The sequence below is a fragment of the Prolixibacter sp. NT017 genome, assembly GCF_009617875.1.
Classification (GTDB): domain Bacteria; phylum Bacteroidota; class Bacteroidia; order Bacteroidales; family Prolixibacteraceae; genus Prolixibacter.
In genome coordinates this window covers 3,554,396-3,567,842 of record NZ_BLAV01000001.1, presented here as the reverse complement: position 1 = coordinate 3,567,842, position 13,447 = coordinate 3,554,396, and the positions used below count along the sequence as shown (strand labels likewise).

The 13,447-nt window shown below is 44.0% G+C and carries 8 protein-coding genes; all 8 read right to left on the bottom strand.

Annotated features, from left to right (window positions below):
• Window positions 1-59: 59 nt before the first annotated feature.
• On the bottom strand, window positions 60-1,232 hold the full coding sequence (locus tag GJU87_RS14860) for an esterase (protein ID WP_153640214.1): 1,173 nt from the start codon (window positions 1,230-1,232) through the stop codon (window positions 60-62).
• Between the two features lie 365 nt (window positions 1,233-1,597).
• Window positions 1,598-3,364, bottom strand: a complete 1,767-nt coding sequence (locus GJU87_RS14855; protein WP_228492007.1) for an alpha-glucosidase — start codon at window positions 3,362-3,364, stop codon at window positions 1,598-1,600.
• A gap of 44 nt (window positions 3,365-3,408) precedes the next feature.
• Complete coding sequence (locus tag GJU87_RS14850; RefSeq protein WP_153640213.1) at window positions 3,409-5,463, bottom strand: glycoside hydrolase family 65 protein; 2,055 nt, start codon at window positions 5,461-5,463, stop codon at window positions 3,409-3,411.
• Between the two features lie 143 nt (window positions 5,464-5,606).
• Window positions 5,607-7,151 (bottom strand): RagB/SusD family nutrient uptake outer membrane protein, encoded by a 1,545-nt coding sequence (locus GJU87_RS14845; protein ID WP_153640212.1) that lies wholly within the window; start codon window positions 7,149-7,151, stop codon window positions 5,607-5,609.
• Window positions 7,152-7,169: 18 nt separating this feature from the next.
• The gene (locus GJU87_RS14840) at window positions 7,170-10,424 is read right to left on the bottom strand and encodes a TonB-dependent receptor (protein ID WP_228492006.1); all 3,255 of its coding nucleotides are present in this window, start codon (window positions 10,422-10,424) and stop codon (window positions 7,170-7,172) included.
• 146 nt (window positions 10,425-10,570) lie between these two features.
• A complete protein-coding gene (locus GJU87_RS14835) occupies window positions 10,571-11,809 on the bottom strand; it encodes a FecR family protein (RefSeq protein WP_153640210.1) in 1,239 nt (412 codons plus the stop codon).
• Window positions 11,810-11,899: 90 nt separating this feature from the next.
• Window positions 11,900-12,487: an RNA polymerase sigma factor gene (locus tag GJU87_RS14830; protein WP_153640209.1), complete on the bottom strand. Its 588-nt coding sequence runs from the start codon at window positions 12,485-12,487 to the stop codon at window positions 11,900-11,902.
• 192 nt (window positions 12,488-12,679) lie between these two features.
• Window positions 12,680-13,441, bottom strand: a complete 762-nt coding sequence (locus GJU87_RS14825; protein WP_106540297.1) for an NYN domain-containing protein — start codon at window positions 13,439-13,441, stop codon at window positions 12,680-12,682.
• Window positions 13,442-13,447 lie beyond the last annotated feature (6 nt).

Here is a 13,447-nt window from a genome sequence, read left to right as displayed (position 1 = left end):
ATATTGGTAAACTATAATTGCTTATGCTTTTCACAATAATGAGATTGCGAATTACGTGTTTAATTGAATAGTTTGGGAGCAAACTCCGAGAGATAAATGCGCCAGTTTTTCCAGATGTGGCCTCCATCGCTTTCGCGGTAGACGTACGGCATTCCCATTGCATCCAGTTTTTCTCTGTATTCCTTCACATATTTGTACAGGAAGTCTTCTTTCCCGATTCCAATCCAGTAGAGTTTATAGCCGTTTTCCATCTGTTTTTTCAGCGTGGCATCAAAATCGGCATAAACTTTAGACTGAACTTTCGGGTCAGGCATGATGGCCGGAGAGAAAAGTCCGATATAGTCGAAGGTGTTTGGATAATAACGGGAAATGTGTAGCGAATGAAAACCGCCCATAGAAAGTCCTGCAATAGCACGTCCGGCTTTGTTGGCCTGCACGCGGTAATTGCTTTCGACAAAATTGATAATGTCCTTGAAAGTTGCTTCGTATTGGCCGTCCATGGTGTGTGGCAACTGCATCGTTGGTTTGTAAAAGCCTTTAGGCGACTCGCCCGGAGCAGCTTGCTGGGCCACGTTCCCGTTAGGCATGACCACGAGCATCGGTTTGGCTTTTCCCTGGGCAATCAGGTTATCCATGATTTGGGCGGTTCTTCCCAGTGCAATCCAGGCTTCCTCATCGCCACCCATTCCATGAAGCAGGTATAAAACAGGGTATTTCTCTTTGCTATTTTCATAACCGGGAGGAGTGTAGATAGTCATCCGGCGAGTCATATTGTTTCCTGGCGAATCATACCAACATCTGGCTACCCTTCCGTGCGGGACATCATTGATTTTGTACAAATCGGCCTGACCGCCGTCAATCAGAAAAACATTGAATACCGATGCCACATCGCGAATCAGGTAAACATTATTTGGGTCGGTTGTTTTTACGCCGTCGATAACGACGTTGTAGCTATATAATTCAGGAGATAAAACATCCGTAGTGTATGTCCATATTCCGGCAGTGTCTTTGGTCATATCGGCCGAGCCCGGAATCCATCCCTGTCGGGGCATCCAGTCGCCTGATAATTTAACGTCTTTGGCATCGGGAGCCTGAATACGAAATGTAACGGTGTGGTCTTTATTGATTTCAGGAGATACGATGTTGGGGCCTCCCCACAACGCTTGTTGCGCCATGGATGAAAAACTCATCAGGAGCAAAGTAATCAGGAATAGAAAAAGTTGGTTTCTCATTTGTTTCATGATTAGGTTGAGTATTTATTTAGGAATTAGATTTATTTGATAAAGGGACAAATACAGGGGTGAGGACAATTATGTCCGGAGTGACGAAATCGGAGAGATCGCTTATCAAAAACTGATAATAAATGGTTTGGTTAGTCTCGTTAGTAATCATGTGTCTCAGATAATTTTCTGTTAGACTATGATATTCTCATTGTGTTTAATTAACACAATAAAAATATTTAAAAAAATTACTGCTGGATTATATCAATTTAAGTTAATTGAATTTTGGAATCATTATAAACAAAAAAGGGCTCCAAATGCAGGAGCCCTTGTGGTGGAAAACATGTCAGCTTTGGTGTCGAGGTAAAATCCTCAAATCAGAGTTGGTAAACTTTGGCTTCGTAAGGTCTCAACGATAATGGATTTTCATTTTCAGCTGTTCCCGAGTAGTTGCCAATTAGTTGTTTGGCATTCTTCATGTTTACCGGAAGATGAGCTTCTGCCTGATGATTGGTGAAGTTGAGCAGGATGAGCATTTTGCGACCGTTGAGTTCCCGGGTATATGCATACACGTTGGGATTGTCTTTATCGAGCAATTCATATTTCCCGTAAACCATTATGAGGTTGTTTTTCCGGAACTGAACCATTTTGCGGAAATAGTTGAGGGTAGAATTGGGATCTTTTTCTTCCACCGCTTCATTTACCGTTTTGTAATTTGGGTTTACTTTTATCCACGGTGTCCCGGAAGTAAAACCAGCATTGGCTGTGGTATCCCATTGAAAAGGTGTTCGGCCATTATCGCGCGCAATCATTTTCTCGTTATTCAGGAAGCGCTGCAAGTCACCACCGGTTTCCTTGATGTGCTCATAAATATGCAGGGTTTCGATGTCCCGGTAATCGCTGATGCTGTCGAATTTGATGTTGTCCATTCCCAGTTCATCACCAAAATAGTAGTAAGGAGTTCCGTGCATTGTCAACAGAAAAGTTGTCAGCATTTTTGAAGAGAGCTCGCGGTATTCCGGTGAATCATTTCCCCAGCGGGTAACCATTCTGGGCATATCGTGATTACCCAGGAAAATGGTGCCCCAGCCTCTTTCACCGTAAAAGCTATCCCATTTGGTGTAAATCTTTTTGAACTGTACCAGGCTGACTCCGTTGGAATCCAGGTCGCGGTACTCTCCACCTTTTAAACCAAGTCCCATGACTTCAAAGTTGTATAGCATGTTCAGCTCCTGACGCTTCGGATCGACGAAATTCATGGCTTCGTCGCTGGTGACGCCAGCACCTTCGGCTACCGTCATGATATCGTAGTGACTCAGGACTTTCTGGTTCATTTCATGCAAATACTGGTGCAGATGTGGTCCGTTAGCGTAGTAATGCAGGAAGTTACCGTGGTATTTTTTCGGAAGTGGAGGGAAGGTCGTATCCTTTGAAATAAACGGAATCACATCCATGCGGAAACCGTCGATGCCTTTGTCGAACCAATAGCGCATCATGCTGTAGATTTTCTTACGCACCTCAGGATTTTCCCAATTCAAATCGGGTTGTGAACGAGCAAAGTAGTGCAGATAATAAGCATTGGTAGTTGAATCGTATTTCCATGCATTGTTATCAACATCGAAATAGCTGTACCGTTTGGCTGGTTTGCCTTTCTCTGCCGGCCACCAGTGGTAGAAATTCCGGTAAGGATTGGTGCGCGAACTGCGTGATTGTTTGAACCATTCGTGTTCGCTACTGGTATGATTGACAACCAGGTCGAGTACGAGTTTCAGGCCACGACGGTGCATGCCGTTCAGCAGGCTGTCGAAATCGGCCATCGTCCCGAATTCTTTCATAATTTTCCGGTAATCGCTGATGTCGTATCCGTTGTCGTTGTTGGGAGAGGCATAGATTGGATTCAGCCAGATAACATCAACGCCCAGGCTTTTGATGTAATCAAGCTTCGAAATAATACCCTTCAGGTCGCCAACGCCATCTCCGTTACTATCCTTGAAACTTCGCGGATAAATCTGGTAAACGACCGCTTCTTTCCACCATTTGCGGTTTGGAATGGATTGGTCATCCTTTTTTGTGGGTGACTGGCATGCTGCCATGGCTGTTAAAATGGCCACCGTCAGCAGAGCAAAATATTTTCTGACTTTCATAACAAAAATGATTTAAATTAACATAAGAACAAGTGCTAGCTAAACTATTTGCGATGAACGATGGTAAAGGTTTTCTTCTCGGGACCAACACCTGTAATGGTCAGTTTTTTCCATTGTGCAGGCAGGCACGGAGTATTTTGGACAATGCCCTGACTGGTGATTTCCAATCCGGCAAAGCCGAAAATGACAGCCTGAAGCATTCCTCCGGCACCCGTAGCAAAATAGGGGTTGTCGCTGGTCGCTGATTCAGCCAGGGCGCCAAACGGAGGTCGCTTGTTGGGAACACAGGCCTTCTTGAACATCCGGAAAGCCTCTTTGGCATTTCCCAGGCGGGAATAGAGAATCGACACGATTGAATGTCCCATGGCCGGTCCCTCTTTGGCCATTTTCGGTTCGTAGTAAGCCAGGTCACGGCGAATGGCTGCTGTGTCGGTTTCAATCTGAAGCGGATAAGCGAGCAAATTGACATCGGCCTGTTTGATGATCTCCCCTTTGTAAGTTTTGTGTTCTTTGGTGACACCATCCGGGAAATAGTAAAAACGTAGGTTGGAAGCCACTTTTTCCCATTTGGGATTGGGCTTTTTGTTGAGCAACTCAGCCGCTTTCTCTGCATAATGCATCACTGTCTGGGCCGAGCCATTGGTAAAGGCGTTGTCATCCACGTTGGGCGCGAATTCATCTGCTCCCACCACGTTGTTGATAGAGTAGGAGCCATCAGAGTTTTTAACCGCACGACTGGCCCAGAAATCGGCTGTCGCTTTGATAACCGGGTAGCCGGTATCTTTTAGCCATTCTTTATTTCCGGTGACCCGGAAATAGTTCCAAAAGGCAATTCCCACATCAGCTGTGATGTGTTGCTCGAAAGCCCCGGTTAAAGCAAAAGTTGGTGTGGCCTCTTCTCCGGTATCATCCGATTCCCAGGGGAACATTGCGCCTTTGTATCCATAGTCAGATGCTTTTTGTTTGGCTTTGTCCAGACGAGCAGCCCGGTAGTTCAGGAGGGAACGGGCAATTCCCTGATTGAATACCAGTAACGGCGGATACATCCATATTTCGGTGTCCCAGAAAACGTGACCGTTGTAACCTTGCGATGAAAGTCCCATCGGTGATAAACTGAGATTGGAATCATCACGTGAAAAGGCATACAGATGGTAAAGAGCCAGGCGAATATCGCGTTGCGATTCCAAATCGCCTTCCACTTGAATATCTCCCTGCCAGAGTTGATGCCAGAGGCGGGTGTGCTGATCAATCACAGCCTGTTTATTGCCCCGCATGATATAAATGGCCATTCGTTCCGATTCACTTTGCGGATCACTGAAATCCTTCGAGGTGCAGACAGCTCCGGCCCAGGCAAAATTGAAATCTTCGTCACTTTTCACTTCTCTTGAAAAAGTAAGAACGTGCTCGTATGGAGATTCAACCGATTCTTTCAACTTCGGTTCTTCATTGTTGTTGAAAACGAATGTGGCTGTGGTGGCCAGTTTTTGTTTCCCGGTAGGACTTAAAGCCACCGTTTGTAGTAAAGGCATCCGGATTTCATTGTCCTGAGGTGTTTTAAAAACTTGTACCACATGATTATAATCCTTCGGACAAGTGATTTGTCCGGATACCGAGATTTTGATGTCTTTTTTCAGTGCCTGTACGTCGACGTCCATCATACCGGCGTATGGCATTCCGCGTAAAGCGTAAATGGTGTATGAAATGGTTGCTTTGTCCTTGAATTGAAAAGAGGTGGTCAGCTTTGCATCTTTCATATTCAGGACCTGTTTCCAATGAGAGATGTTTTTTGCAGTGACTGTATCGCCGTCAATCACCATCTTTAAGTTGGCAAAGTTGATTCCCAGCAATACCCGGCTGGTGATAAGGCGCTCCTTTTTGTTGTACATGTACTCGTCGAACACATTGTTCAGGACGATGGATTTTACGTTGAATGGTGCAGCAGATGGAACAAGTCCGATTCGGCCGTTGGCCAAGGATATGCCGACATAGTTGGAGGTATCGGTCGCTGTAATTTCCCAACCTTCCTGCTGTTCGTTTGATGCTCTAGATACATTGTTTCCGATTACCAGAATGAGAAGTGACAGAAGGACATATTTCATGATGGAAGTAAGATTTCTATGTGATGTTCGATCGATGATGTTTGGATGCTCACAGGATGCCTGTTGAGGCTCAGTTTAAAACAAGAGCTGCCCCATTCCGGGGCAGCATCTTTCTATTAATCCACTTATGAAATTGTCCCGGATTAATAACCAGGATTTTGAGTCAGATTTGGATTGATATCCACTTCCGATTGTGGAATTGGGTAGATTTCTTTCGATGCATCTGTTACAGGTTTTTCCTGCCATGCATCAGTGAATTTGCCAAAGCGGATCAGGTCCTGACGACGTAAGCCTTCCCAATACAGCTCGTAACCACGTTCTTTTAGAATGTCATCAAGCGTGAGTGATGTATACTGCGGTAAGGTTTTGCCCTGGGCGCTTCTTTTTGAACGGAGATAATTCACATCGGCCAAAGCTGAAGCTTCGTCACCCATTCTCAATTCTACTTCAGCTCTCATGAGATAGATGTCCGAGATACGCATGATCGGAACATCGTTTGGCGAAGAAAATTGATTCTGGGTATCCGGATTCGGAGCAAATTTTACCACCCGAATACCTGCGTTTTCAGGCGAACTTTGCAGGTTGATTTCCGGAACGAAGACCAACGGGTCACCATTACGCTGCTTTAAAGCAGTTCCGTCCAGTCCGTACTGTTGTCCAACCAAAAATCCCTGATTGAAACCGGTTTCACTTTTGATCCTGTCATCGTAAAAACGAGCATCATTTTGTTTATCCCAGGTATCGAAGAAAGTTGAAGTTGTAGATGGGCCGTTCCATGTACTGGTAATGTTGCCAAAGGTCTGGCTGTAGTGCAGGGTGAAGTTAACCCAAACACTACCACTTCCCATGTCAACATTGTCATCCATCGGGACGCGAAGAATGAATTCAGGATTCTCTGTAACATCCTTTTGGAACATGGTCCAGTAGTCATCTGCTACGGCATAATCCGGATTATTAATCAGTTGGTCGCAATAGTACTTGCAGCTATCCCATTTTGCCTCACCGGTATAAACTTCGTAGTTCAGATACACTTTGGCCAGAAGTGCCTCTGCCGCACCCTGGGTAACTCTGGCAGATCCAACGTCTGATTTGGTTTTCAGATTGGGCAATATTGCTTTCAGTTCCGAGACGATATAATTAACTGCTTGTTTACGGTTGAGTACTTCAGGAACAGCCGAAAAATCAAGGTCATCGGCCTGACGGAACGGAACTTGTCCGTAAAGGTCATTAATCAGGTACATATAGTAAGCACGCAAGAATCTTGCTTCATTGATATCCAGCTTCGTAGTCTCATCCTGAGGAAACTGACCGATGTAATAAATTGCCGTATTGGCACGGGAAACACCCTGGGTTAAAGCATTCCAAACATTACTAACACGGATATGATCAGGCGTCCAGGTTTGCAGGTGTAGTTGCTGCCACGCTCCGTTATCATACCAGTCGGAACCACGGGTAGGGACAATAACTTCGTCCGTTGACATTTCCTGAAGAGCCCAGTAGTCAAACCATTCGATTGTATGTCTTAAGCTTGCATATGGAGGATTGATTAATGCCTGGACGTTGGAAGGATCGTTTACCAGGTTGGTACCCAATTGTTCATCCAGCACGTTTTCCTGGAGGTTGGTACAGGCCATCGTTCCCAACAAGAAAAGCACTGCACTATATTTAATTAATTTAAGCTTTTTCATTTGTCTCATTTTTAAGCATTAAAACTTGAGGTTTACACCAAAGGTAAATGTACGTGGTTTCGGGTACTGGGTGTAATCGATTCCCAGAGAAGGTATTCCGTTTGACTGTGCATCCACGTTTACTTCCGGGTCGAAACCAGAGTAGTTGGTAAAAAGCGCCAGATTATTTCCGGTTACGTATACCCGTGCATTTCCTAACCAGCTGATCTTTTTGGTATCGAACGTATATCCCAATGTTACATTTGAAAATCTCAGGAATGATGCGTCCTCTATGAATCGAGAAGAGTATGCATTGGAGTTGGACGGACTTTCATTTGAGTTGAACACTTCCTGAGTTACGTTGTAGCCTTTGTCGAGTGAACCTTTGGTGAAAAGCGCGTTCGCGGTATTGTTGTAGACCTTGTTTCCATGTGATCCATACCAGAACATGCTAAAGTCAAATCCTTTATATTGAATCTTAGTGGTCATGCTGTAAGTGAAGTCGGGTAGCGCTGAGCCCAAGTATTCTTTTACCGGATTGCCGTCAGCATCGGTTTTATAGGTACTGATTCCGTTTGCATCGAATCCCTGGAATACCATACCGTAGAACGTTCCGATAGGCTCACCATTGGTAATAACCTGTACCAGTGTACCACTCAGTCCTTGTCCGCTGGCAACTCCTGTTGTTATTCTTTGAACCGGAAGGTTTTTTACCTCATTTTTAATGTAGGAGAAATTACCTCCTAATTCAAAGGAGAAATCTTTCTTCTGAACGAGCAGGCCATTCAATGAAAGCTCAATACCATCGTTTAAAATATTCAGATTGGGTACGTTCTGCCATTGTGTACCTGTTGCTGCAGGTTTCAAAGAGTTAAGCTCCAATAAAACATTATAGGTTTTCTTATGGAAATAATCGATAGAACCCGACAGGCGGTTGTCCCAGAAGCCAAAGTCGAGACCCAGGTCAGTCTGCTCGGTTGTTTCCCATTGGATGTCAGGATTCGGAGTCCTGATGAAAGTAATCCCGGGAGACAGTGCACCATTTATATACCCATTGGCGTCGGCAGTCGTACCGACAGCCATCAACGAAATTTTATCCGGAATTTCCTGGTTACCCGTGCGTCCCCAACCTAAGCGGAGCTTCAGGTTACTGATGGTTGTCGAATTACTCAGAAAATCTTCCTGTGAAATTCTCCACGCCAAAGCAGCAGAAGGGAAGAAACCATATTTTTTATTCTTACCGAATTTGGATGAACCGTCATAACGTCCGGTAAAGGTGAACAGGTATTTCTGTTTGTAGTTATAGTTTACCCTTCCAAAGAACGACTGAAGTTCCCGTTCGTAGGCTGACGAGGAAACATCGGCATTGGAGAAATCACCGTAGCCCAGGTTGTTGGTATACTTGATGTCTTCTACTTGAAAGCCGTTTACATTGGTATTGTGTCGGGTGGCTTTCACATATTGGTATTCCTGACCTAACAGGAAGTTGAAGGAATGATCATCGCCGATTTTCGTCAGGTAAGTCAAATAGTTATTGACCATCCGGTTATTGGCAGTGATGTTGTTAATGTCAGCTTCACCTTTATTCGACAGGTAAGTCAGCTTTTTATTCTGGTTAACCCGACGCTCGGCATTGGTGCGGTCGAAACCAACATTGATTTTGTATTTCAAATTCTTGATGATTTCGTATTCCGCAGACATGTTGGCCAGGATGCGATCGGTTTGTGTTCGGTCGTCAACCAGGTTGAGCATCGCTACCGGGTTACGTTGGTCGATGGAATGCTGATAGTAACTTCCGTCCTGATTGTAGATCGGATAAGTGGGATTCAGTTTTAGAGAAGTAAGAATCAAGTCACCCTCAAAACCACCTGTTTCCGAAATGGGAGCACGCATATCTTCGATGTGAGAAACAGTGAGGTTTCCATCCAGTTTCAGTTTCCCGTTGAAGGCTTTTTGCGATACTTTAATGCTACCGTTTATTTTCTTCATTCCGGTACCATTAACAATACCTTCCTGATCAAGATAACCGAATGACGAACGGTAGGTAAAGTTTTCGGTACCACCCCCATAGCTAAGGTTATGACTTTGTGTAATGGCCGTCGTGAAGATTTCATCCTGCCAGTCCGTACTTGCTCCCAAATCGAGCAGTTTACTGCCGTCAGCTTTGGTGTAGCTGCGGAATTGGCTGGCGCTTAGGATATCCATCTTTTGGCGGATTTGTGAAACTCCCATGTAGCCGTCATATGAAATGCTACCTTTTCCTTGTTTTCCTTTTTTGGTGGTGATGATGATAACACCATTGGCACCTCGTGCACCATAAATTGCGGTTGAGGACGCATCCTTCAGAATGTCGATTGATTCGATATCGTCAGGATTAAGGAAGCTGATAGGATTAAGTTTGGAACTTTGGTTGATACCGGCCGCTGTTCCACCGTCAGGAGTAATATTGGCATTGTCCAACGGTACGCCATCGACAACATACAAAGGTGTCTGACCTGAACGGATCGAGTTGGAACCACGGATACGTACCGTCATTCCGGTTCCCGGCTCACCACTGTTTTGGGTAATGTTCACACCGGAAACACGTCCCTGCATCATTTCGACCGGAGAAGTGGCCACACTTTTATTCATATTTTCCGCGGTTAAGCGGTCGGTTGCGCCTGTCAGGTCGCTTTTGCGCTGAACACCGTAACCAACAGCCACCACTTCACCCAGCTGAGTTGTTTCGGGCTTCAGGGTGATATTGAACGTAGTTAGTTCTCCAATCGGCACCACCTGTGTGGAATAGCCAATGAAAGAAAACGAAAGATTTTTAGCATCCGCCGGAATGTCGAGTGAAAATTTACCATCGATATCGGTTACGGTACCGGTTGTCGTACCCGGAATAACCACCGTTACTCCCGGTAGCGGTGTCCCGTCTTCATCGGTTACCGCACCCGAAATGGTTTTCTGCTGTTGACCGGAAGTTGAGACTTTCGGCATTTTGGGAGATTCTACCGGAGCTTTGACCACGATCTGGCGATCATAAATTTTATACGTATTTCCGGTATTCCTGAAAACCTGGTCGAGGACATCCTGAACAGATTCGTTCCTTGCACGAACGGAAACTGTCCGGTTCAAATCAACAGCATTTTCGTTGTAAATCAGGATAAAGTCACTGTTGTTTTCGATTTGGTCAAATACTTGTTTAACAGTGACCGATCGTAGGTTGAAGTTAAACATCACTTCCTGTGAGTAACTTGTTGCCGCGTAGGTTGAAAAAGCGGCGAAAACGAAGACAAATAATAGCTTCATTTTAAGCAAGAGATTAGATGTACCCCCGGATGAAGGATACAATTTCCTACAAATTTTTTTCATACATTTGGACTGTTAATGTGAAACTTATGTTACATTGATTTTCAGAAGGCTGGGAGTTGGCAGACTCCCGGCCTTCATTGTTTTCAATTTCTCGGATTTAATTCATTTATTCTTTGATTTACGATTACCTGATTGCCCGAAATCCGGTAGTCTATTGGAACAATATCTGACAAGGTTGTTAACACCTTTTTTAATGAATCTTTCAAATCAAGTTTACCGGCGATTAATTCCGACGACGGGAAGGGACGGCGGTATATAAACTGCACATTGTAATATCTTTCCAGCCGTTTGAATACATCGTCGATTCGTTGTCCTGAGAATTGGTACCACCCGTTTATCCACGTGATGTACTGGTCGGCATTGGGTTCCGAAACCACTTTGAAAACCTTTTCCGATTTATTGAACGACGCTTTGTGGTCAGGCTTCATCACAATCTCTTTGTTCAGCAGACCAAATCCACCGGCTTCTTTCAATTCAACTTCTCCATCCAGCAATACGGTTTCGATGTTTTTATCGGACTCGTAAGCAGAGATATTGAATCGGGTTCCAATGTCCTTGACAATGATTCCCTGGACACTCACCTCGAACGGCTGCTTGTCATTGTGTTTTACTTCAAAGTAGGCTTCCCCGGTTAAGTAAACAATGCGTTTTTTTCCTGTAAAGCGGGTAGGAAAAGCGAATTTACTCCCGGCATTCAGCCATACTTTGGTTCCGTCAGTCAGTTCGATATAACTATTTTTCCCGTAAGGAATTGTAACCTCATTCAATCCCTGGCCATTATTATGTGCGTCAAGTTGAGCCATATTGATGACACTGTCGTTATCGATCTTAATTGCGTCGTCTGTATTGTCGACCCGAATAGAAGATTTGTTTTTGCGAAGCGCAATGTGCTGTCCATTCGAAAGAACCAGTCGTGCATCATTGTTGCCCTGGGCTGCCGGATTCTGTGAAAACTGATAAGGGCCTTCGTTGTTCCGTATCACCCGGTATCCGACGCCCGCAATCAGCAGAGCGAAGACAACGATGGCAGCATATTTCAGATATCCTCCGAAACGAATAAACTGCTTGCGCCGATTTATCTTCTTGTCAAATTCCTGAATCTCGTTCCAAAGTTCATGTACCGTAGCGGATTGCGAACTTGTTCCGTTTTCGTGTAAAAAGAGGATGATTTTCCGGGCTGCCTGCGCTTTCTCCTCAAATTCCGGAAACAGATTGATAAACTCACTCCACTGTTTATTCTTTTTGCCGTGTAATATCCAGGCCCTGAAGTTTTTGTTATCAATCAGCTCCTCTGTCGTGTATTTTAGGTACTTAACTTTCAATTGCTGGTGTCTTTACAGTTATGCTTTTAAGTAGTAAAGACACGAGGGGGCAGTTTGTGGACAGAAAATTTTAGAAAAAATTAAAATAAATTAACATTGAATTGATTTTTGCAGGAAAAACAGCATGATATCGCTTGAGCTGATTACCTTCCTGAGTGCATTCAATGCTCTGAAAACCATTTTTCTCGCTGAATCATACCTGATAGACATGATGTCGCAAATTTCGGAATAGTCAAGTTCACAGGTAAAACGGTAAAAAAGAATTTCACGTTGCCTCGGAGAGAGTTCATTTAGTCCTCTTAAAAGTAACTGTTCATTTCGTTCCCTGTTTTCACGTTCAATTAGGTCTTCTTCGTACGAATAGACAGATGAAAATTCCGGCTCGTTTTTTTCTGTCTCTTGATGAATGTATTTCTGATCTTTTTGTAGTATCCTGATTAGCTTGTTTTTTAATGACTTGAGCAGATAGAACCGGATATTATCAGTATCACCCAAATTTTCTCTGCTCCTGATTAAATCAAAAAAAAGTTCCTGGATAGCATCCTTAATCAGATCGTCATCCTTGGTAAACTTTCTACCATAACGAAAGAGCAAATCAATGTGGTGATGATAAATATGGGAAAGAGCATAGTCTTTATTCGATTTGAAATCATTCCATATTTTCTGATCATCTGTCATTGAGAGAAATACATGGTTCGTAGGGGTAAATATATGACTTTTATTAATAAAACAATAAAAAACCGTGTATTCACCGTGTGCGAAAACAGTTCGTTAGATCACTGTATTTCAGCTTTATATTGCCTTGTGGTTATATGGAGAATAGATATTAAAAGTGGATTCGCTCTAGCATTTTAATCACTTTTACAAGTATTATTCCTTGTTTCGAACATAAATAAGGTTAGATTTTCCTCGCTGGCTGGCTCTTGGTTCAATTTCAAATTTATCAATCGAATCGATGAGAGGAGTCAGTTTGGGATATCCGAAATTTCGAGGGTCAAAGTTTGGCTGTTTTTTCAATAACAGCGTCCCTACGTCACCCATAAATGCCCAGCCATCTTCGTCTGCCGTGTCATTAATGGTTGATTCTATTAAGCGAATTACTTTTCCGGTAATTCTGTCAAACGTCTTTTTCCGTTTGGCCTTTCCTTTTGTGCCGGATGCTCCTTCGGTTTTGGAATCGGTATCCGAATCTTCCTGAAGGATTTCGATATAGATGAATTTATCGCAGGAGGCAATGAACGGATCGGGCGTTTTCTTCTCACCTAAACCGTACACTTTCATACCTGCTTCCCGCAGACGAGTTGCCAGCCTGGTGAAATCGCTGTCGCTGGAAACAAGAAAAAAACCATCTACTTTTTTGGAATAGAGAATGTCCATGGCATCGATGATCATTGCCGAGTCGGTGGCATTTTTTCCGGTTGTATAACTGTACTGCTGCACAGGTGTAATGGCATTCTCAAGCAGAACATTCTTCCAACTGTTGAGGTTGGGGCGGGTCCAGTCGCCATAAATTCTTTTGATGGTTGCATTACCATACTTGGCAATTTCGAGCATCATCTCTTTGACCATTTTGCCCGGAACGTTATCTCCGTCAATCAATATAGCCAGCTTTGTTTCTTCAGAAGAGGTCATACTTGT